Source organism: Shinella sp. GW835-FHT14H05 (assembly GCF_058793575.1).
Genome location: NZ_JBXAFY010000001.1, coordinates 1,222,887 through 1,244,318, shown reverse-complemented (window position 1 = coordinate 1,244,318; position 21,432 = coordinate 1,222,887). Strand labels below are relative to the sequence as shown.

The 21,432-nt window shown below is 65.4% G+C and carries 20 protein-coding genes; 3 read left to right on the top strand and 17 right to left on the bottom strand.

Going from position 1 to position 21,432, the window contains the following annotated elements; translation table 11 throughout:
• Nucleotides 1-67: 67 nt before the first annotated feature.
• Nucleotides 68-550 carry a hemerythrin domain-containing protein gene (locus AC1Q6Z_RS06110; protein WP_492647056.1) on the top strand — a complete coding sequence of 161 codons (483 nt, stop codon included), beginning with the start codon at nt 68-70 and terminating at the stop codon, nt 548-550.
• 3 nt (nt 551-553) lie between these two features.
• On the opposite strand, the gene AC1Q6Z_RS06105 is transcribed toward AC1Q6Z_RS06110, so the two are convergent.
• The 8 genes from AC1Q6Z_RS06105 to hemN form a co-directional block, all read right to left on the bottom strand.
• Nucleotides 554-1,180 carry a PAS domain-containing protein gene (locus tag AC1Q6Z_RS06105; RefSeq protein ID WP_256115508.1) on the bottom strand — a complete coding sequence of 209 codons (627 nt, stop codon included), beginning with the start codon at nt 1,178-1,180 and terminating at the stop codon, nt 554-556.
• A 323-nt stretch (nt 1,181-1,503) separates the two neighbouring features.
• Nucleotides 1,504-2,433, bottom strand: a complete 930-nt coding sequence (locus AC1Q6Z_RS06100; RefSeq protein WP_439618944.1) for a lipid A biosynthesis lauroyl acyltransferase — start codon at nt 2,431-2,433, stop codon at nt 1,504-1,506.
• Nucleotides 2,434-2,443: 10 nt separating this feature from the next.
• A complete protein-coding gene (locus AC1Q6Z_RS06095; RefSeq protein WP_492647055.1) occupies nt 2,444-3,472 on the bottom strand; it encodes a zinc-binding dehydrogenase in 1,029 nt (342 codons plus the stop codon).
• 13 nt (nt 3,473-3,485) lie between these two features.
• On the bottom strand, nt 3,486-4,772 hold the full coding sequence (locus tag AC1Q6Z_RS06090) for a beta-ketoacyl-ACP synthase (RefSeq protein ID WP_492647054.1): 1,287 nt from the start codon (nt 4,770-4,772) through the stop codon (nt 3,486-3,488).
• Between the two features lie 10 nt (nt 4,773-4,782).
• Nucleotides 4,783-5,982, bottom strand: a complete 1,200-nt coding sequence (locus AC1Q6Z_RS06085; RefSeq protein ID WP_492647053.1) for a beta-ketoacyl-ACP synthase — start codon at nt 5,980-5,982, stop codon at nt 4,783-4,785.
• A complete protein-coding gene (locus AC1Q6Z_RS06080; protein ID WP_492647052.1) occupies nt 5,979-6,461 on the bottom strand; it encodes a 3-hydroxyacyl-ACP dehydratase FabZ family protein in 483 nt (160 codons plus the stop codon). Before AC1Q6Z_RS06080 ends, AC1Q6Z_RS06085 begins: the two co-directional genes overlap by 4 nt.
• A 115-nt stretch (nt 6,462-6,576) precedes the next feature.
• Entirely contained in the window at nt 6,577-6,861 is a 285-nt protein-coding gene (locus tag AC1Q6Z_RS06075) for an acyl carrier protein (RefSeq protein ID WP_256115503.1), read from the bottom strand.
• Between the two features lie 124 nt (nt 6,862-6,985).
• Nucleotides 6,986-8,326 (bottom strand): oxygen-independent coproporphyrinogen III oxidase, encoded by a 1,341-nt coding sequence (gene hemN / locus AC1Q6Z_RS06070; RefSeq protein WP_492647051.1) that lies wholly within the window; start codon nt 8,324-8,326, stop codon nt 6,986-6,988.
• Nucleotides 8,327-8,526: 200 nt separating this feature from the next.
• Here hemN and AC1Q6Z_RS06065 point away from each other — a divergent pair, with 200 nt between their 5' ends.
• On the top strand, nt 8,527-9,252 hold the full coding sequence (locus AC1Q6Z_RS06065) for a Crp/Fnr family transcriptional regulator (protein ID WP_256115501.1): 726 nt from the start codon (nt 8,527-8,529) through the stop codon (nt 9,250-9,252).
• A gap of 14 nt (nt 9,253-9,266) precedes the next feature.
• Here AC1Q6Z_RS06065 and AC1Q6Z_RS06060 read toward each other — a convergent pair whose 3' ends face one another.
• From AC1Q6Z_RS06060 to AC1Q6Z_RS06030, 7 genes are all read right to left on the bottom strand, one after another.
• The gene (locus AC1Q6Z_RS06060; protein WP_256115500.1) at nt 9,267-9,695 is read right to left on the bottom strand and encodes a L,D-transpeptidase; all 429 of its coding nucleotides are present in this window, start codon (nt 9,693-9,695) and stop codon (nt 9,267-9,269) included.
• Between the two features lie 152 nt (nt 9,696-9,847).
• Nucleotides 9,848-10,828 carry an adenosylcobinamide-phosphate synthase CbiB gene (cbiB, locus tag AC1Q6Z_RS06055; RefSeq protein WP_492647050.1) on the bottom strand — a complete coding sequence of 327 codons (981 nt, stop codon included), beginning with the start codon at nt 10,826-10,828 and terminating at the stop codon, nt 9,848-9,850.
• Nucleotides 10,825-11,838 carry a threonine-phosphate decarboxylase CobD gene (cobD, locus tag AC1Q6Z_RS06050; protein ID WP_492647049.1) on the bottom strand — a complete coding sequence of 338 codons (1,014 nt, stop codon included), beginning with the start codon at nt 11,836-11,838 and terminating at the stop codon, nt 10,825-10,827. The genes cbiB and cobD overlap by 4 nt, the downstream gene beginning before the upstream one ends.
• Nucleotides 11,835-13,142: a cobyrinic acid a,c-diamide synthase CobB gene (locus AC1Q6Z_RS06045; RefSeq protein ID WP_256115497.1), complete on the bottom strand. Its 1,308-nt coding sequence runs from the start codon at nt 13,140-13,142 to the stop codon at nt 11,835-11,837. Before AC1Q6Z_RS06045 ends, cobD begins: the two co-directional genes overlap by 4 nt.
• Entirely contained in the window at nt 13,139-13,981 is an 843-nt protein-coding gene (gene cobA, locus AC1Q6Z_RS06040) for a uroporphyrinogen-III C-methyltransferase (protein WP_256115496.1), read from the bottom strand. The genes AC1Q6Z_RS06045 and cobA overlap by 4 nt, the downstream gene beginning before the upstream one ends.
• Nucleotides 13,981-14,457, bottom strand: coding sequence for a cobalamin biosynthesis protein (locus tag AC1Q6Z_RS06035; protein ID WP_256115495.1), 477 nt, complete (start codon nt 14,455-14,457; stop codon nt 13,981-13,983). The genes cobA and AC1Q6Z_RS06035 overlap by 1 nt, the downstream gene beginning before the upstream one ends.
• A 200-nt stretch (nt 14,458-14,657) precedes the next feature.
• Nucleotides 14,658-15,719: a serine hydrolase domain-containing protein gene (locus AC1Q6Z_RS06030; protein WP_492647048.1), complete on the bottom strand. Its 1,062-nt coding sequence runs from the start codon at nt 15,717-15,719 to the stop codon at nt 14,658-14,660.
• Nucleotides 15,720-15,885: 166 nt separating this feature from the next.
• Here AC1Q6Z_RS06030 and AC1Q6Z_RS06025 point away from each other — a divergent pair, with 166 nt between their 5' ends.
• A complete protein-coding gene (locus AC1Q6Z_RS06025) occupies nt 15,886-16,671 on the top strand; it encodes a TSUP family transporter (RefSeq protein ID WP_439618955.1) in 786 nt (261 codons plus the stop codon).
• A gap of 4 nt (nt 16,672-16,675) precedes the next feature.
• On the opposite strand, the gene cobO is transcribed toward AC1Q6Z_RS06025, so the two are convergent.
• Both cobO and cobN read right to left on the bottom strand, forming a co-directional pair.
• The gene (cobO, locus tag AC1Q6Z_RS06020; RefSeq protein WP_435267010.1) at nt 16,676-17,317 is read right to left on the bottom strand and encodes a cob(I)yrinic acid a,c-diamide adenosyltransferase; all 642 of its coding nucleotides are present in this window, start codon (nt 17,315-17,317) and stop codon (nt 16,676-16,678) included.
• 26 nt (nt 17,318-17,343) lie between these two features.
• Nucleotides 17,344-21,291, bottom strand: coding sequence for a cobaltochelatase subunit CobN (gene cobN, locus AC1Q6Z_RS06015; RefSeq protein ID WP_492647047.1), 3,948 nt, complete (start codon nt 21,289-21,291; stop codon nt 17,344-17,346).
• Between the last annotated feature and the right edge of the window lie 141 nt (nt 21,292-21,432).

Here is a 21,432-nt window from a genome sequence, read left to right as displayed (position 1 = left end):
AAGGGACAGGTTGACGCAGCCGCGCGTCGCACGGCGCCGCGGCCCTTCCCAAACGAGGAAGCACGAGATGACGGACTATGCAGATATCGCCCGGCTGCTTTCGGACCGCCCGACGGACACGGTTTCGCTGGACTGGCTGAAGAAGGCCCACGACACGCAGCTCACGCTGTGCGAAGCGCTGGAGGAGATCGCCGACAGCCTGCCGGCAAACATCAACCGGCAGAAATGCATGTACGCCGCGAAATCCCTGATTCCGCTGGTCAACGGCGTGCATCGCTATGAGGAGGAAGCAGTCTTTCCGCTGCTGGAGCAGGCGGCGACCGGCAACCGCGACCTCACCGACACGATCGTCCGGCTGAAGTTTGAACATGTCGAGGATGAGTGTTTTGCGGAGGAACTGACGGACACGCTGACGCGGCTCGGCAGCGGCGACGGCACCGTCAACGCGGAAGCCGCGGGCTACATGCTCCGCGGCTTCTTCGAATCGATCCGGCGCCACATCGCCTTCGAACAGCAGTTCATGCTGCGCGGCACCGGTCTGGCGTCCTGAAACTCAGGCCGCGATCGGCCCGCGCGTCTCCAGCGTTTCCTGTAGCACGAGGATGGCGCCGAGCACGTTTCCGGCAGCCGACATGCAGGGTGTCATGCGGCAGCGCGTGATGGAATTGCCCCGCCGTGGAGATATATAGTCGTACTCCACCACCTCGCCCGAAAAACAACGGTCCAGATGCCGCTTCACGCGGCCGTCGAAGCGCTGCATGCCGATGAACTCCACGATGTGGCGCCCCACGAGATCGATGGGTTTCTCGCTGAAGCGCTGGGCGTTCAGCGGGTTGGAATAGAGGTAACGGTAATCCGTCGTGATGACCGCCACGCGATCCGGCAGGCTGTCGAGGATCGCCTCGTTCAGCAGGCCATCCTCCACCACCCGCGGCGCCGCGACCGGCCGCGCGACATCCTGCATGTCCACGCGGAAGGGCCTGGCGGCCTCGTCGGTGCCGAAATAACGATCCAGCAGGAGCTTGAAATTATGCGCCTGCCGGAGCACGCAGGCCCTGTCTTCGGATTCCTCGCGCAGGAGGTCCACCACGAACTGGAACTGGGAGCGGAGTTCGGAGACGTCGCTCGCCTCCCGCTGCAACACGGCCACCAGGGCCGGTTCGATTTCCTTGTCCAGCATGGAAACCAGTCGTTCGTTTCCGATCTTGACTGCATGCTGAAGTTGCGAATACTTAAACCAGAACAACTCTACAAGAGCTTTCAATTGTTGCTCCCTGAATTGCTGAAATCTACAGCAATTGCATCATTACACTACTTAAATTGTCCGGAAACAGGATATAGCTTTGATCTTTCCTCCCGCAAATATGCTGTCCAAAGCGCTTCTATTAGCAAAATGGTAACAGCGTACGGAAGGATGTCAAACCCTTAATTAGCCTAAAGTCGTATAATTCGGAATAATGAATACGTTCAGATTTAGAATAGAAAGAAAGAAATCGTAAGCACTCAAGTAATAAGGCTGCGCTTGATATTCCAGCGGTCGTGATACCAAAGCCACTGGCCGGGATACTCCCGCACCCATTGCTCCACCTTGTCGTTCAGCATCTGCGCGGTCGCATCGACATCGACGGCGCCGTTCTCCTTGCGGGGCACCGCCATTGCCGGTTCCAGTTCCAGGCGGTAGCGGTTGCCGGGCAGCCGGATGCAGCGGGCGGGATAGACCTCGCAGTCGAACTGGCGCACGAGCTTTGCGAGCAGCGGGTTGGTCTGCACGTCGCGGCCGAAGAATTTGGTGTGCAGCCCCTTGTTGAACTTCTGGTCGACCAGCACGCCGACCGGCCCGCCGGAATCCAGCTTGCGGGCGAGCGTGAAGGAGGAGCCGGCATGGGACGGCACCAGGTGGCCCATGCGCTCGCGGCGGAATTCGAACACCTTTTCCGCGACATAGGGGTTGTTCGGCGGGCGGAAAAGCACCGTCACGTCGAGCCCGAAGGCCGCACCCGCCACCGGCAACAGCTCAAAATTGCCGGTATGCGCGGTGAAGACGATGAACGGCCGCGGATTGTCGCGCAGATCCACGAAGAGCGGAATGCCGGAAACCTCGATGCGGCCGGGCGTCGGGCGCGCGGGGTCGAAATCGAACAGCCGGTCGAGGAAGACATATTCGGCGGCAAGTCGCCCCATATTGCCCCAGGCATCAAGGGCAATCGCCTGGATCTCCGCCTCCGGCTTTTCCGGAAAGGCATTGCGCAGGTTGGTGAGCGTCAGCGTGTGGCGGCTCGTTTTCGGGCCGATCCAGCGCGCGAAACGGTCGGCGAAGTTGATGGCGCCATCCGCCGGTAGCAGCTTCAGGAGGTTGAGCAGGCCGAAGGCGAACTGCGCCACCAGCCATTGCTTGGTGTTCCTTGCCGCGAGAACCAGGCGTGTGACGACCATCCGCACCGGGTCAGTCCAGCCTCAGGACGATCTTGCCGAAGATCTGGCGCGATTCCATGCGTTCCAAGGCGGTCGCAATGCCGTCGAAGGTGATTTCGGTATCGATGACCGGGTGCACGAGGCCACGCGCCATCTTCTGCATGGCGTTGGCCATGTTCTCCATGCGGCAGCCGAAGGAGCCGAGCAGCTTCAGCTGCTGCTGGAAGAGCATCATGAGGTTCATGTCGGTCGAGATGCCCGAGGTGGAACCGCAGGTGACGAGACGCCCGCCGCGCTTCATGCAGAGCATGGAGCCCGCCCAGGTGTCCTTGCCGACATGTTCGAAGACGACGTCGACGCCCTTCTTCTTGGTCAGCTTGCGCACGACGCCCTCGAAGCGGTCTTCGCGGTAGTTGATGACGTGGTCGGCACCGAGGGCCTTGGCCCGTTCGATCTTGTCGTTCGAGCCGACGGTGGTGATGACGGTGCAGCCGATCTTCTTGGCGAGCTGGATGGCGGCCGAGCCGATGCCGGAGCCGCCGGCATGGACGAGGATCGTCTCGCCGGGTTCGAGCTTGGCATTGTCGAACAGCATGTGCTCGACCGTACCGAAGGTGACGGGGGCGAGTGCGGCCGCGACCGCATCCACGCCGGGCGGAGCCGGCACGAGCAGGCGGGCGGGAAGGTTCACCTTCTCCTGCGCGAACCCGTCGAGATGGAAGCCATGCACGCCGCCGACATATTCGCAAAGATTGTCGCGGCCTTCGCGGCAGGGCTTGCAGAGGCCGCAGGTGCGCGCGCCATAGATCGAGACGAGCTGGCCGGGCAGCACGCTGGAGACGCCGGGGCCGAGCGTCTCCACGACGCCGGCAGCTTCCGCACCGATGACCAGTGGCATCTTGCGCTTGGCGAAGGCCATGCCACGCCAACCCCAGACGTCGATATGGTTGAGCGCCACGGCTTTCACGCGCAACGTGACCTCGCCGGGGCCGGGGGCGTCCGGTTCCGGAATATCGGTCAGTTCAAGCTTGCGGTCGTCGAGAAGCTGCAGGGCGCGCATGGCAAAATTCCTATCAGGCCGGTTCGGCCGTCATGACGAGGCTGGCGTTCTGGCCGCCGAAGCCGAAGGAGTTGGAGAGAACCGCGGTGACACGCGCATCGCGCTTCACGTTCGGCACGACGTCGAGAACGATCGCCGGGTCGGGGTTCGTGTAGTTGATGGTCGGCGGCAGCGTGCCGGTCAGCATGGTCTGGATCGAGAACACCGCCTCGACCGCGCCAGCGGCCGTCAGCGTGTGGCCGATCATCGACTTGTTGGAGGAGACCGGAATGCCCGCCAGCTTCTCGCCGAAAACGGTCGACATGGAGAGATATTCCATCTTGTCGTTTTCCGGCGTCGAAGTGCCATGCGCATTGATATAGCCGATGCCGCTCTCGTCGATGCCGGCATCTTCCAGCGCCGCGCGGATCGTCGCAATGGCGGGGCCGCCGTCCGGCGAGGAACGCGTGCGGTGGAAATGGTCGGCCTTCTCGCCGCAGCCCTTGAGGATGCCGAGCACCTTTGCCCCACGGGCAATCGCGGATTCCAGCGATTCCAGCACGAGCGTCGCCGCACCCTCGGCTATGACGAAGCCGTCGCGATCCTTGCTGAAGGGTTTTGAGGCCCTGGTCGGCGGGTCGTTCTGCGTCGATAGCGCGGAAAGCAGCGCGAAGCGGATCAGCGCCTCGGCCGTCACAGAGCCATCGGTACCGACGGTAAGCGCCCGGTCGGTGCGGCCCTGGCGGATCGCCTCGACGCCGAGCTGGATGGCGGTGGCGCCGGAGGCACAGGCGGTCGACAGCGTGACGGGCAGCCCGCGCGTGCCAAAACGGTCGGCAAGGCGCTCGGAGATCGCGCCGAAAGCCCAGGCCTCGTGCAGGGCAGGCTCGGGCTTGTCGCGCAGCACGGAAAGGAAGCGGTCGTAGGCATCGCCCGGACGCTGCGACGGCGGCGCGCGGTCGGCGAGCGAGAAACGGTCGCTCCAGTCCGGCTCGATCGGCGGTGCGGCGAGGAAGAGCGGGCCGCCGAAGTCGCCGGACAGGCCGGCCTGCGCCAAAGCCTCGTCCGTCGTCTCGCGGGCATAGGCGAAGGAACGCTCGACCGGGTTTTCGACGGGAAGGTCGATGAAATCGACGGTGCCGGAAATGCGGGTGTTGAGCCCTTCGACGGGAAAACGCGTGATGCCGTGGATGCCGGACACGCCGCCGGTCAGCGCTGCCCAGTTGTCCTTGAGCCCCTGCCCGAGCGAGGTGATCACGCCCATGCCGGTAATGGCGACGATCGGGCGACCGAGATGATCCCTGTAAGCGGCTTTCGTCATGGCCGTAACCTCACTTCTCTGCGACAAGAATTGCGACGCCCTCGCCGCGCGAATGGCCGACCGTCGTGACGACGGCAGCGCGCGCCGGCGCGCTCATCACCGCCTCGGCCGCCGCATCGAACGGGGCGACCTTGAGACCCGCGCCGAGCGTCAGCGCGGCAAGCGCAAGACCGAGCGGGAACTGCGCTTCGAGCGCCTGGCCGGTGACGGCGCTGAAGCCGCGCACCGGGCTGCCGGGAAAGCGTTGGTCAAGCCAGGCCCGTTCCCGCGCCGTCGGGCCATGCTGGCCGGAAGCGCCGGAGAAGACCAGGGTGTCAGCGCCCGTCGCAGCACCTTCGGCCAATTGGTCGAGGCGGGCTTCGAGCCGCCCCTCGTCGCGCACACCGCGGTCGCCGCCGATCGCATCGATCGTCGCATAGATGCGGGCGTTGCGGGCCTCGGCATGCGCCCGGGATTCGAGCATCAGGAAGGCCGCCGCGGTGCCGGTGATAATGCCGCCGCCGGCATCCTCGTCACGCGACCAGAGCGGCGCCCAGCCGCCGGTCGCATGCGCGCCGATCGCCTCATAGAGCAGGATGACGTCCTGCCGCTCGGCGACGAGAGCGCTGCCGACGAGCGTATGCGTCGACTGGCCGGAGCGGATGCGGTGGAAGGCGGTCTCGACGGCGCTGATGCCGGCCGCCTCTTCGCCCATGAAGGTGCGCGAGGAGCCGGTGACCTTGTGCACGATGGAGATATTGCCGGCGAGCAGGTTGGAAAGCTGGGCGAGGAACAGCGTCGGACGCAGCTCGGTGGTCAGCTTCTCGTTGAGCAGCCGCTCGCGATCGTTGCGCTTCAAGCCCTCGTCGACGATCAGGGAATCGACCGCGATGTCGCGCTCGCCGCCGCCGGCCGCGACGATCATGTCCATCGTGCCGCAGGCGTCCGCATCGTCCTTGAAGCCGGCATCGTCCAGCGCGAGGCCGGCGGTGAAGACGCCGAGACGCTGCCAGTTCTCCATCTGGCGCTGGTCGCCGCGCTTGGGGATCTGCTGGTTCCAGTCGATCTCCGGCATCGGATGCACCGGATAGGGCGCGAACCGTTCCGTCTCGATCTTCAGGTCCGGCGCCGTCGCGGCACCGAGGATCGCCACATGCGCCTCCGCGCCCACCCCCTGACAGGTGACGATGCCGACGCCCGTGATCACCACATCGTTGTTCGCCATGCTCACTTTCCTTCCGCAGACGCCTCGAGCGCCTCGAACAAACCCACCTCGCCCGCGCGCTTGCGCACGATATCGCCGAGCGGCACATCGGCAAACGGCACGGTGCGCAGCTTCAGCTGCGCGTCGCAGACCTTCTTGCCGGCCGACGTGATCTTCGCCTTGGTCACGGCATAACCCGACCCGTCATGCTCCAGCACGGCCTCGATGTCGAGCACCGCATCCGGCTCGACAAAGGCGCGCATCTTGGCGCCGTCGACGGTCATCAGGAAGGGCATGGCGGCAAAATCCGTCGCCGCCAGCACGAGAAAGCCGGACGCCTGCGCCATCGTTTCGATGAGAAGCACGCCCGGAACGAGCGGCATGCCGGGGAAATGGCCTTCGAAGATGGGGCTTTGCGCGGGCACGACCGAGCGGGCCTTCAACACGCGGCGCGCGCCGTCGACGGCTTCCACGCGATCGATCATCTGGAAATATTCGAGCAGCATCGGGATATCACCTGCGGCGGGGTCCGGAAATCGAAAGGCCTGCCGAAGTCGGCAGGCCGTGAGCCAAAGGCACCGGGATCGTCCAGTCAATCCCGCCGAGGCGGGCGCCGTAACCTCAAGCCTTGGCGGCGCGAAGCTCGTCGATCTTGGCGCAGAGGTTCTTCAGGACGAAATACTCTTCCGTCGCGACCTTGCCTTCGTTGACTTCCTGCGTCCACTGTTCCAGCGGGATCTTGATGCCGAATTCCTTGTCGATCGCGAAGACGATGTCGAGGAAGTCCAGGCTGTCGATGCCGAGATCGTCGATCGTGTGGCTGTCAGGCGTGATCGTCTCGCGATCGATCTCGCTGGTCTCAGCAATGATGTCGGCAACCTTGTCGAATGTAGCAGTCACGCCCATACCTCATGAATCTATAGTCGCGCGATCCTATAGGGAAAACGGACGCAATTGCCAATGGGGTTTGATGAGGGCCCTGCGCAGTCGGCGCTGCTGTGTTGCGCAAACAGCATGGCGCAACCGCCGGTCAGACCGCGATGGAATGCCGGCCACAGCCGCTGGCGAGATGCGCGTCAAAGATGGCGGCAATCGTGCGGGCGAAAGGTCGCCCGGCCGGCGTCAGCAGGAAGCGCTCCCGGTCGATGCGGCAGAGGCCGTCCCTGTCGGCGGCGACAAAGCCGGTCGCCTCCGCGCGGATCATGCGGCGAAACGTCGGCGGTACGCCCGCGAAGGCGAAGCCGAAATCGCACATGACCCGCTCGATCACGAAGGCGCGGGCGCGGTCCTCCTCCGTCAGCGCATAGCCCCGCGCCGCTGCGAGACCACCCTCCTCCACCCGGCGCAGATATTCGCCCGTCGCCGGCATGTTCTGGATATAGCCCTGCGGAAGCTGGCCGATGGAGGACGCGCCGAGCCCGATCAGCGCATCTGCCTGGTCGTCGGTATAGCCCTGGAAATTGCGCCGCAGCGTGCCTTGCCGTGCCGCAAGGGCGAGCCGGTCCGCCGGTAGCGCGAAATGATCGATGCCGATCGCCTCGTAGCCCGCCGCCACCAGCATCTCCGCCGCCATCGTCATCTGATGGAACCGCGCGACGATGCCCGGCAGGACCGCCTCGTCGATCATCGTCTGATGCTTCTTCATCCACGGCACATGGGCATAGCCGAAGAGCGCGATACGATCGGGCGCCAGCGAGATGACCGCGCGCACCGTTTCCGCCAGCGTTTCCATCGTCTGATACGGCAACCCGTAGAGAATGTCGCAATTGACCGAGCGCACGCCCCGCGCCCGCGCCGCTTCCACCACGCCGCGGGTCTGTTCGAAGGTCTGGATGCGATTGATCGCTTTCTGCACCTTGGGATCGAAATCCTGGATGCCGAGGCTGGCGCGCGTCATGCCGATTTCGGAAAGCGCGTCGTGGCGGGCCTCGTCGAGATCGTTCGGATCCATCTCGACGGAGATTTCCGCATCGCTCGCGAAGGCGAAGTTCTGCGCAAGACATTGCTTGAGCGCGATCATGTCCTGCGGCCGCAGGAGGGTCGGCGAACCGCCGCCGAAATGCAGCGCGGTGACGGGTGTATCGCGCGAAACGCGGGCGCCAACCGCGGCGATTTCGGCGTGGAGCCCCTTCAGATAGGCCTCGACCGGCTCGTAGCGCAGCGTCTGCTTCGTATGGCAGGCGCAGAACCAGCAGAGCCGGTCGCAATAGGGAACGTGCGCGTAGAGCGACAGGCGATTGTGCTGCCCGAGCAGGCCAAGCCAGTCCGCATAGGCTCCCGTGCCGATACTTTCGTTGAAATGCGGCGCGGTCGGATAACTTGTATAACGCGGCACCGGCGACGAAAGGCGTTTCACGAGTTCGTCCTGCATGGTCATCTCCTTGCTCGCCACGGCAAATAAACCTGAAATGACCGCCGCCATTTGATTTTGATCAAGTGAAAGCCGGAATGACTGGTCTAGGATTTGACAATAGTCAGGAAGCGCCATTTTGCCGCGAGGCGGCACGCTTTATGTTGCTGTCTGCGTGCGGTAGCACCGCGATATGCGCCGCAAGGCGAAAGGAAACCGATATGGAAATTCGCCGCCAAGATATCCATAATTCCGATATCCCGCTCGTCTGCCGCGCCTGCGAGGCGCGCCACGGCGGCGTATGCGGCGTGCTGACGGCCGAGCAACTGACCGAGCTCAACAAGCACTCCTCCCGCCACCGGCTGGACAGCGGCGCCGAGGTGATCGGCCAGGGCGAGACGGTGGTGAACTATTCCAACATCATGCGCGGCGTGGTGAAGCTGACGAAGGTGATGGCGGACGGCCGCCAGCAGATCGTCGGCCTGCAGTTTGCGCCCGATTTCCTCGGCCGCCCGTTCCTCGCCGAAAGCGCGATCTCCGCGGAAGCGGCGACCGAAAGCGAGATCTGCAATTTCCCGCGCAACGTGCTCGACCGGCTGGTCAAGAGGACGCCGGAGCTGGAGCACCGGCTGCACCAGCAGGCGCTGAAGGAGCTGGACGAGGCGCGCGACTGGATGCTGACGCTCGGCCGCAAGTCGGCGCAGGAGAAGGTCGCGAGCTTCCTCTACCTCATCGCCACCCATATCGACCCGGAAAGCGTCGACATGTCCTCGTTCGACCTGCCGCTGTCACGCGCCGATATCGCCGATTTCCTCGGGCTGACGATCGAGACCGTCAGCCGCCAGTTCACCAAGCTGCGCAAGGAAAACGTCATCCGCATCGAGAACAACCGCCACGTCACGGTTCCCGACATGGACCGGCTGATGCGCCACGCCGGCAACGATTAAGGCTTCCCCTCACCTCAACGCGTGATGACGATGCGCGTGTTCGAAAGCCCGCTGCGGTTCGCCATCTGGTAGAACGTCGCCGCATTGTCCGGCGAGAGCCGCACGCAGCCATGCGAGGCCGGCCGGCCCAGGCGCTTGGTCTCGTAGGTCGCGTGCACCGCATACCCCCCCTTGAAGAAGATCGCGAAGGGCATGGGCGCGTTGTTGTACTTGCGCGAACGGTGGTTTCGCGACGCCCATTTCGCGCTCCAGGCGCCCGTCGGCGTGCCATAGCCCTTGCGACCGGTGGAGACGCGCCAGCGGTGCTTGACCACGCCGTTCTGAGTAACGGTCATGGTTTGCGAAGAAAGGCTGATCTGTGCGGTAATGTTGGCAGCAAGTGCGGTCTGGGTTTGAAACAGTACAAGAAGGAATGCGACTGCAGTCGCAAATAACTTACGCATGATATCCCCTCAAAACGATTGGGCATGGCTTGAACGCCATGTCTCACAGCGAGACAGAATATAGACGTTTCAGCCTTCCGCAATATTGACGGGGGTGGCGAAAAGAAAACGAAGTTAAGCTGTAAAATTTTAGTGAAGTGCGGCCCGGGCGCTCAAAGCAGAGCGGAAACAAGCGCCGCCAGCAATACAACGCTCGCAAGAGCAGCGCAGGCCGCGGAAAATATCCGCAAGGACAGATCGATATCCGCGATCGTCGCCACGGTGCGGCCGCTCGCATTCATCATCGGCTCATCGACGCGCGTGCCGCCGTAGATGCGCGGCCCGGCAAGGCCAATGCCGAGCGCGCCGGCCATGGCGGCTTCCGGCCAGCCGGAATTCGGCGAGCGGTGCAGGCCGCTGTCGCGCAGCGCCGTGCCGATTGCCGCCCGCGCCGCCGCCCTGCCCTTGCGCAGCCAGGCGCCGGCGGCGATGAAGGCGATCGACAGGCGTGCGGCCGGCCAGTTGGCGAGGTCGTCCAGCCGGGCGGAGGCCCAGCCGAAATCGAGATATTTCGCGTTCTTGTGGCCGATCATCGAATCGGCGGTGTTCAGCATCTTGTATGCGAAGAGGCCCGGCAGGCCGAACAGCGCATACCAGAGAGCCGGCGCCACGACGCCGTCCGAAAAGTTCTCCGCGAGGCTTTCGATGCCCGCGCGGCAGACCGCCGGCTCGTCGAGCGTTGCCGGGTCTCGCCCGACGATCATCGACACGGCCTGGCGCCCGCCTTCCAGCCCACCGCGCTTGAGGCCGCTGGAAACGGCGCGCACGTGATCGTAGAGGCTCTTCTGGGCGAGGAAGATCGCGACGACGACGATCTCGACGATGGCGCCGACGAGCCCGAGGGGGCCGAGAAGCCGATGCACGAGGACGCCGAGGAAGACGCTGACCGCAAGCAGCACGGCAATCCCGACCGCGCCATTGAACCGTTTGGTATCGGCGGAGAGGCGTTTTCCGTTGAAGAGCTTGTCCATCAGCCCGATCGCGCGGCCGAACAGCACGACCGGATGCGGCACGCGCCGCCAGAGCTTTTCCGGGTCGCCGACAAGACGATCCAGCACGAGGGCGAAGAACAGCAAGAAAAGCGTCTCCGTCATCGACCGGCCATCCCCTCCGCCAGCGCCGCGGCAAGCCGGGCATCCCCTGCGGCATCGGGCGTCAGGCCGAAGCGCAGCCAGCGCGGATTGTAATCGAACGGCCTGACAAGGATATGGCGGCGGCAGAGCGCTTCGTGGACGGCCGCAGCATCCGCATGCTCGACCAGCGAGAAGAGGCCGGTGCCGCCTACGACCGTGAGACCCGCGCCGGTCAGTACCGCATCGAGCGCCGCCTTGCGCGCCGTGATGGAGCTGCCAATTACGGCAGTGTCGGACCCCATCAGGCGGGTCGCGATGGTGAGCGCCGGGCCGGACACGGCCCACGGCCCGAGCCCGTCCTCGATGCGTTCGACCACCGCCGTCTCGCCGATCACGAAGCCGAGGCGCAGGCCCGCGAGGCCGAAAAACTTGCCGAAAGAACGGAAGACGAGAAGACCGGGCCTGCCTTCGCCGGCAAGCGGCGGTATGCAGGTTTCCGGGCGCATATCGCCAAAGGCCTCGTCGACCACCAGCAGACCGCCCTCGCCCGCGACGCGGGCATGCAGGTCGAGCAACGTCTCGCGCGAAAACAGGCGGCCGTCCGGGTTGTTCGGGTTGACGACGATGACGAGGCCATGCGCGCCCGTCACTTCCGCAGGGCTGGTGACGCGATCCACCGGCACGCCGGCATTGCCAAGCACGCGGGCATATTCGCCATAGGTCGGCGAAAACACGGCGGCGCGGCGGCCGGCGGCGACGAGGCGCGGAAGCAACTGAATGACGGATTGCGTGCCGGGAACCGGGAGCGGCAGCGCATTGGGCGTGCCGTAGTAGCGGGCGGCGGCAGCGCGGGTTTCGTCCTGCCGGTGGCGATCCGGCAGGCGGTGCCAGGCGGCGACATCGACCTCGGGAAGCACGGCGGGAATGGGGTTGATACCGGTGGAAAGGTCGAGCCAGTCCTCCGGCCGGCCACCGAAACGCGCGGCCGCCGCGGCAATGCCGCCGCCATGCACGATAGGCGGCGCGGTCATGCCGCCTCCGGCGCGAGATCGATCAGGTGCATGTAGGAGCCGCTGACGGCACCGCGCCGCAGGCCGGCCTCGCCGAGATCGTCGCCCATCGCATCCGTGACGGCAAAGAGGCGCTCCGCCTCACCTTCATGCACGACAGTCGAATAATGGAATTCATGCGCCGTCATCGGTGCGGCAAACCCGCTGCCCTCAAGCGGCGTGACACGGCGATAGCCGAGATGGCGGCGGCGTTCGGCAAAGCTGGTGACGAGCGGCAACAGGCCGAGCATCTCGTAGCGCGATCCATCCGCCGCAACCAGAGCCTCCCCCAGAGTCATATACCCCCCGCATTCGCCATAGACACGCGCCCCCCGGCGCGCCACCGAATGCATGCCTAGGCGGAAATGGCCGGCATTGGCAAGAGCCGGCCCATGCAGTTCCGGATAGCCGCCGGGCAGATAAACCGCATCGGCGTCGGCGGCCGGCGCTTCGTCGGCCAAAGGCGAGAAGAAGGAGAGGCTTGCACCAGCACCGCGCCAGCCGATCAGCAGGTGCTCGTAGGTGAAGGCGAAAGCGACGTCCTGGGCGATGGCAATGCGCTGGCCGAGCGGCGGCAAGCGCGAAACGGACGGCCCCGGCGCCTGCAAGGCGCGAGTCGCCGCCACCGAAACCAGCCGATCGAGATCGCAGCAGCGCTTCACCACATCCGCCGCATGCGCGATAAAACTTTCCAGCCTGCCATGCTCGCCGGCCTGCACCAGGCCGAGATGGCGCTCCGGCAGGGCCAGCGCCGGATCGCGCTCCAGCACGCCGAAAATCTCGACGCCGCTTGCCTCCAGCGCACCACGCAGCATCGCCTCGTGCCTGACGCTGCCGACCTTATTGAGGATGACGCCGGCAACCTGGATATCGCGGCGGAAATCCCGGTAGCCCAGCACCATGGCCGCGACGGACTGGGACAGGCGGCTGCAATCCACGACGAGCACGACCGGCAGGCCGAGCGTTGCCGCAAGGTCAGCCGGCGCGCCGGTGCCGTCGGCAGCCCCGTCGAAAAGGCCCATCATCGCCTCGATCAGCAGGAAATCGCCCGCGCCGGCCTGCGTGGCGGCATTGTCCCGGATCATTTCCGGGCGCATCGCCCAGGGATCGTAGTTGAGGCAGGGCTTGCGGCTGGCGGCGGCGTGGAAGGCCGGGTCGATATAGTCCGGCCCCGCCTTGCCGGAGACGAGACTGAGGCCGGCATCGGCCAGCGCGCGCGCCAGTCCCAGCGTCACCGTCGTCTTGCCGGAGCCGGACGCAGGCGCGGCGATGAGCAATCCGCTCATGCCTGGTCCTTCATTTCATGCGAACGAAACGGATCGGGTGCCAGAGTGCGGCCCGCCGTCAGCGCACCGAGCCAGTCGAGCGAGGGCCGCAGCCGCACGACCTCGCCGACGACGACGATGGCGGGCGGCTCGATGCCGGCGGCGGCGACATCGGCCTCGGCACGCGCGAGCGTGGTTTCCAGCACCTGCTGCTCGGCGGTCGCGGCATTGCAGACGAAGGCGACCGGCTCGTCCGGCGAACGCCCTCCGGCGATGAGGTTGGCGGCGATCTGGCCGATATGTTTCATCGCCATATACATGACGATGACGGGGGAGCCCTTGGCGATGCCTTCCCAGTTGATGCGGTCCGGCACGAGGCCGGAGGAATCATGGCCCGTCAGGAAGGTGACCGCGTGGTTGACCTCCCGGTGGGTGACCGGGATGCCGGCATAGGCAAGCCCGCCGATGCCCGCCGTAATGCCCGGCACGATGCGGAAGGGAATGCCGTGTTCGACCAGCGTCAGCGCCTCCTCGCCGCCGCGCCCGAACACGAAGGGATCGCCACCCTTCAGCCGCAGCACGCGATGGCCGACGCGCGCCAGCTCGACGAGCCGCAGCGAAATGTCCCGCTGCTTGTGCGAGGGTTTGCCCCCGCGTTTTCCGGCGAATTCCAGCACGGCGCCGGGACGTGCGAGCGACAGGCACTCGGCATTGACCAGCGCATCGTGCACGATGACATCCGCCTGCTGGAGCGCATTGGCGGCATGCAGCGTCAGCAGGCCCGGATCCCCCGGCCCGGCGCCGACGAGCCAGACGCTGCCTTTTTCCATCGACGGGAGGGCGGAAAACAGGGTCTGCATCAGGCGTGGTCCCGGCTTGAATCAAGGAAAGAGGAGACGGAATCACTTCCGGAGGAATCCCCCGCAAAGGATTGGAAAGATTCCGCGATCGCCACGGTCGCATGCGCCGATTTCGTCTTTTCCACGATCAGCCTGCCGCCTGCCCCGGCCTGCGCCAGCGCCGCCGCCTCGGCGACACCGTGGCAGCCGGTATGGGCGAAGACGATCGTCGATGGATTGGCAAGCCGCGGCGTCTCTGCCTCAAGACGTGCGGCTGGGAAGGTCACGAGCGGCGCAAAAAAATGCCGGGCAACGGCGTGCATGGCCGGCTCATCAGCCCGCACATCCAGCGTCGCGACGAAGGCGACGTCCGAGGGGCGCGCGACGACCGATATGGCAAGATCGATGAGTTCGGCGGGGGGCGTGCCGCGTTCGCAGCCGAGGCCGAGCACGAGCGATCGTCGTCCGGCGTCCCGTGATGTGGCCTCTTGGCGCATTGGCGGTCTCTCGCAAAATTCCACGCGAAAGGGCCCGGCCATGCCGTCTCCGACAGTTCCGGATGAAGCCCCGTCTTGGTCGGCCGCACCGGACACCGCTCGGCCCGCCAGGCGGGCACCGTCGCACCCTCCTTAGTACCGGAGGGCGAAAGGCCGGTCAAACCGGATTGCGCCAGCGACGATGCCGGATGCGGCATGCCTCAGATGGTTTGCAGGTTGGCGATCACGATTTCCCGCCAGATGCGCGTCGGCGACACCCAGGCTTCCGGCGCGTTGTAATTGCCGGAGAAAATAACGCAGGCGAGTTCTGCATCCGGCATCAGCCACAGCCGCTGACCGCCATTGCCGAAGCCGGCCACCCACGGCCGCACCTCGCCGAAGGCCGGCACGAATGCCGCGTCGGTGAACCAGAAGCGGCCATAACCAAGCCCGTCATCGGTCGGGACAACCCGCGCACATGATTTTTCGATCCAGCGTTGCGAAACGATCTGCCGACCTCTGGCAAGACCATTGTCCAGCACCATCTGGCCGATCCGCAGCAGATCCCCCGGCCGCAGGCGAAGGCCGGATGCGGGGGACGCAACGCCGTCCCGCCCGCTCATCCATTCGAAATCCAGGATACCGAGCGGTGCAAACAGCGCGTCGCGGGCAAAATCCTCGATCCTGAGCCCCGTCCCGCGCTCGATCACCGCGCCCACCAGCGCCGTCGCACCACCCGAATAGACCCAGCGTGTGCCGGGCGCATGCAAAGCCGGCTGCGCCAGCACGAAACGATAGCGGTCCGGCGCGTTTTCCATCGCGATCTCGCTGTTCAGCGGATCGGCATAGGAGCGGTATTCGTCCCATTCGAGCCCGAGCGTCATGGTCAACGCATGGTCGATCGTCAGGCCGGCGCGCGCCGGATCGGCCGCAAGGTCGGGATATTCCGGAAACTGGGCAAGAAGCGGTGCCTCCGGCGGCGGAACGAGACCGCGATCGAGGGCGATACCATAAAGCAGGCCGACGACGCTCTTCGTCACCGAACGCAGATCATGCAGCGTGCCGGCATCGAAGGCGACGGTGCCGAGCGGCATGCCCCAGCTCTCGTCCGGCGCCTCGCGATAATGCTCCAGCACCAGCTTGCCGCAGCGGCTGACCAACACGGCATGCACATCGCGGATCAGGCCCGATTCGATGCCGGCCAGAAGTTTCCGCTCCAGCCCGGCGGCAAACCCCTGCTCCTCAGCCGCAGCACTTTCCAACGCGCCTACAGATCCGTTCATGTTCAACCCCTCTTTCGCCGCGCACCACTCTACATACGCACCACCAGCCTGTTTGATCCGTGTTGCGCGAAACGCACAAGAGGCCTGGCAACGTGAGGCTTTGCTTTTGCCGCGCAGTCTGACAGAAGACCAGCCACGTCTCTCCCTCGCGCCCCCGAGTACCGTCTTGGCCGATATCGCCCCTCAGATCCTGTTCTTCCTGTTTCTTGCCGCCTTCCTCGCCGGCTTCATCGATTCCATTGCGGGCGGCGGCGGCATGATCACCATTCCCGCCATGCTGATCGCCGGCATTCCGCCGCTCGAGTCGCTCGGCACGAACAAGCTGCAATCGCTGTTCGGCTCCGGCTCGGCGACGCTCGCCTATGCCCGCGCCGGCCATGTGCGGCTCAGCGAACAGTTGCCGATGGCGGCACTCTCGGCGTTCGGCGCGGTCTTCGGCGCGCTGCTTGCCACCATCGTTCCCGGCGACGTGCTGAAGGCGGTGCTGCCCTTCCTGCTGGTGGCGATCGCCGTCTATTTCGGGCTGAAGCCGAATATCGGCGATGTCGATAAACACCGCCGCATGGGCGTCTTCCTCTTTACGGTCACCATCGTGCCGCTGATCGGCTTCTATGACGGCGTGTTCGGCCCGGGCACCGGCTCATTCTTCATGCTGGCCTTCGTGACGCTCGCCGGCTTCGGCGTGCTAAAGGCGACCGCGCACACGAAGCTTTTGAACTTCGGCTCGAATGTCGGCGCTTTCGTCGTCTTCCTGTTTTACGGCGTCGTGCTGTGGAAGGTCGGTCTGGTGATGGGTGCCGGCCAGTTCCTCGGCGCGCAGGTCGGCTCGCGCGTGGCGATGAAGGTCGGCGCGAAGGTCATCAAGCCCCTCCTCGTCGTCACCTCCGTGGCACTCGCTATCCGCTTGATGGCCGATCCGAGCCATCCGATCCGCGTCTGGCTTGGCTGGTAGCGTTTTAGTACTCCACGCCCTGCTGCGCCTTGATGCCCGAGCGGAAGGGGTGCTTCAGAAGCTCCATCTCGGTCGCAAGATCGGCGATCTCGATCAGCTCTTCCTTGGCGTTGCGGCCGGTCAGCACCACATGGGTCATGTGCGGCTTCTCGGCCTGCAGGAACGCGATCACGTCCTTCACGTCGATATAGTCGTAGCGCAGCGCGATGTTGATCTCGTCGAGCAGCACCATGGAATTGCGCTCGTCGCGGATCAGTTCCTTCGCTTTCTCCCAGGCCTTTTCCGCCATCGCGATGTCGCGGGCGCGGTCCTGCGTTTCCCAGGTAAAGCCTTCGCCGAGCGTATAGAACTGGCAGATATCGGAGAAATGCGCCTCGATCAGGTCACGCTCGCCCGTCGCCCAGGCACCCTTGATGAACTGCACGACGGCGCAGGGCTTCTTGTGCGCGATATGGCGGAAGATCATGCCGAAGCCGGCGGTCGATTTGCCCTTGCCCTTGCCGGTATGGACGATCACCAGGCCCTTCTCGTCCGTCTTCGTCGCCATGATCTTTTCGCGCGCGTGCTTCTTCTTCGCCATCTTTTCCGAGTGGCGGGCGAGTTCGGCTTCGCTCATGCCGGCGGTTTCGTCATGGTTCTCGGTCATAGCTCTTCCCTTTGCATCGATTGTCTTCACGAGGCCTTGCACCGGCCCAGCCTGTCGAGATCATAGCGCGCCGAATTCGACCGCGGTGTCCAGAGCCGCCGGTCGATCGCCTCGGCAAAACGCGCCGCCATTTCGGCGAGCGCCGCCGGGTTCTTCTCCATCAGGAAATCGCGCACCCGCTCGTCGAGCACATAGGCCTGGTAGGCGGCCTCGAAATGATGGTCCTTCACGGCGCCCGTCGTGGCGGCGAAGGCGAACATGAAATCGACTGTCGCGGCGATCTCGAAGGCACCTTTGTAGCCATGGCGCATGACGCCGTCGATCCATTTCGGATTGACCACGCGGGCGCGCACGACACGGCCGATCTCATCCTCCAGCGTGCGCACCACCGGCTTTTCCGGCCGCGACAGGTCGTTGTGGTAGATCACGGGCTGCTTGCCGGAGAGATGCTCGGCGGCGGCCGCCATGCCGCCCTCGAACTGGTAGTATTCGTCGCTGTCCAGCAGGTCGTGCTCGCGGCTGTCCTGGTTCTGCACGACGGCCTGCAGGCTCGTCATGCGCGCCTCCAGCCTTTCGCGCATCGGCACGCCGTCGCTTGTCCCGTCATAGGCATGCGCGCCCCATTCGAGCCACGCCTCGGCAAGGTCTCCCCGCTCGGTCCACAGGCCCTCGTCCACCATCGTCTGTAGCCCGGCGCCATAACCGCCGGATTTCGCGCCAAAAATGCGGAAACCCGCCTGCTTCATCGCCTCGGCCTCCGACGCACCCTTGGCGGCGAGCGCTGCCGCCTCGGTGCGCATGCGCGCGGCAATCGGATTGTCCGCATCGTCCTCGTCGAGCGCACCCACGGCGCGCACGGCCCGGTCAAACAGCGCGATCTGCTCCGGGAAGGCATCGCGGAAGAAGCCGGAAATGCGCAGCGTCACGTCGACGCGCGGATGGCGCAGCATGGCGGGCGGGATGATCTCGAAGCCGGTGACGCGGCGCGAGGCCATGTCCCAGGTCGGCTTCACGCCGATCAGCGCCATGGCCTGCGCGATGTCGTCGCCGCCCGTGCGCATGTTGGAGGTGCCCCAGGCGGTGATGCCGAAGGCCGTCGGCCATTCGCCATGGTCCTGTGCATAGCGGGTGACCAGCAGTTCGGCGGACTTTTTGCCGAGTTCCCAGGCCGCCGGCGTCGGCACGGCGCGGCTGTCGACCGAGTAGAAATTGCGCCCCGTCGGCAACACATCCGGCCGCCCGCGCGTCGGCGCGCCGGAAGGGCCGGGCTCGATGAAGCGGCCATCGAGACCCCGCATCAGCGCCGTGATCTCCGCCGCACCGCAGGCGGCGATGACGGGGCCGATGGTGCTTTCGATCGTGTCGAGCACGGCGCGGGTGGCGTGCCAATTCTCCGGGCAGGCCAGCGTGCCGTCCACGAGTTTTGCGGCAAGCAATTCGATGCGCTCGACAGTATCGCCCTTGCTGCGCCATGGAGCGTCGGACAACTCGGCAAGCACCGCCGGCCGCGTGCCGGTCCAGGGGTCGGAGGGGATGCAGTCGAGCGGGTCGAAGGCGTGCCGTGGGTTACCCCCCTCTGCCCTGCCGGGCATCTCCCCCTCAAGGGGGGAGATCGATGGAGGAGAGGTCTCCTTCCCATCCGACGTAGACGCGGCGGCAGATGCAGCCGGTGCTGAAGAAACAGGGCGTGGCTTCCAGCCGATCTCCCCCCTTGAGGGGGAGATGCCCGGCAGGGCAGAGGGGGGTATCGCAAACGCATCCTCCGCAATCGCCCGCTGCAGGCTCGCCTCCCCGCCCTCGCCGAGGCCGCGCGGCACGCGGGCGAGCGCCACCGTCAGGTCGGTGAGGAGGCGTCCCGTCGGCGAGACGCCGAAGACGTGCAGGCCGTCGCGGATCTGCATTTCCTTGAGGTCGCAGAGATAGGCGTCGAGCTTTTGCAGCGCGGCCTCTTCGCCGTCCGAACGGGCGATACCAGCGTCGCGGTCGAGGCCGATGTCGCGCACGAGGTCGAGGATCTGCTTCGTCAGCAGCTTGATGCGCCGCGGGTCGCCCCCCGATGCCTCGTAATATTCGTCGACCAGCGCTTCCAGGTCCTTCAGCGGGCCGTAGGTCTCGGCGCGGGTCAGCGGCGGCGTCAAGTGGTCGATGATGACGGCGGCGGAGCGGCGCTTTGCCTGCGTGCCCTCGCCCGGATCGTTGACGATGAAAGGATAGAGATGCGGCACGGGACCGAGCACCGCTTCCGGATAGCAGCCTTCCGACAGCGCCAGCGCCTTGCCCGGCAGCCATTCGAGATTGCCATGTTTGCCCATGTGTACGATGGCGTGTGCACCATAGTGCTGGCGCAGGAACGCGTAGAAGGCCAGGTAGCCATGCGGCGGCACGAGATCCGGCGAATGATACGTGTCCTTCTGATCGATATTGTAGCCGCGCGCCGGCTGGATGCCGACCAGCGTTTCGCCGAGGCGGGCAAGCGGCAGGGCGAAGACATCGCCGGTAACGAAGGGATCGTCTTCCGGCAGGCCCCACCGTTCCGTCATCTCGGCTTGAATCTGCGCGGGAAGCGAAGCGAAGAACGCCCTGTATTGATTCAACGAAAGCGTTTCACGGATCTCGCGGCCGTCGCTTGCCGCATTGGTCGGTCCGGCCATCAGGTGCGCGATCAGCGCGTCGCCATCGGCCGGCAGGTCGGCAACCGCGTAACCGTCCGCCGTCATGGCGCGCAGCACTTCCATCGTGCCGGCGGGCGTATCGAGGCCGACGCCATTGCCGAGGCGGCCGTCACGGTTGGGATAGTTGGCCATGACGATGGCGATGCGCCGCTCAGCCGGTTTCGCACGCCTCAGCCGCGCCCAGCCGGCGGCAAGCCGTGCCACAAAACGGATGCGATCCTCCACCGGATCGAGGCTGACAATATTGGTCTCGACGCGCTCGTCATACTGCGCTGCCGCCTTGAAGGAGACAGCGCGGCTGAGCACGCGGCCATCCACCTCCGGCAGCGAGACGTTCATGCCGAGATCGCGGGCGGTCAGCCCCTGCCCCGAGGCCTCCCAGGCCGCCCGCGACGACCCGGAGAAAATGGCTTGCAGCACCGGCGCGCCGGTCTCGTCGAGCACCGTCGGCTTGCGCCCGGCGCCCGGCGCGGAGACGGCGAAGCTCGTGGCGTTCAGCACGACCTCCGGCTGGATTTCGGCAAAAGCCGCCCGCACCGTCTCGATGGAAGCCGGTTCCTTGAGGCTGGAGACGAAGAGCGGCAAGGCGCGCACGCCCTCGGCCGCCAGCGCCTCGATCAGCATTTCGACGGGGCGTGTCTCGCCGCTCTGGACATAGGCTCGGTAGAAGGAGATTGCGGCGGTCGGGGGTTCGAGTCCTGCAGGGGTCGCAACTTCTTTGGAGGCCTCGCGCCATGTCTCGATATCAACGACACCCCGCCCCGGCCACCAGATGCCGGCCTTTTCCAGCGGCGTTGCGGCATCGGGCTTCTCACCGCCAAACACCAGGGCATCGGCATAGGCGAGGAAGCGTTCGGCATTGTCCGCCCCGCCCTCGTTCAGATAGGCCCAGAGATGTTGGCGGTCCGCGTCATCGATGCAGTTAAACGGCACGATGCCCTCGTCCGGCCGATCGTCGCCGGGCAGTGCCACGAGCTTGATGCCATTGGCCACCGCCGTCGCCAGCAGCGCTTCCAGCACATAGCGAAAATAGCTGGCGCCGCCGAGTGCGCGGATGACGATGAGCTTGGCGTGGCGCGCGGTACGTTCGATATAGGTATCGACCGACATCGGATGCGAGAGCGTCGCGAGACTGGCAAGGCGCAGCCGCGTTTGCGTATCCTGTCCGCGATGGGCGGCGGCGATCGCGGCGAGTTCGGTGTCGGCGGCGGAGAGGAAGAGGATGTCGCCGGGCGTCTGGCCGAGATCGATCGCCTCCTTGCCGTCGGCGATCGTTCCCTTCTGGGCTAGCAGGAGGTGCATGCGGCGCCTCCCGATTGCCGGCGTGCCGTGCCGATGGATCCTCGGGTCAAGCCCGAGGATGACAGAGGGTGTGGTAGCTGCGGAGCACCTAAAATTACCCCGCAAGAAAACCGCCGCCTGCCAAAGCAAGCCCCTCGATAG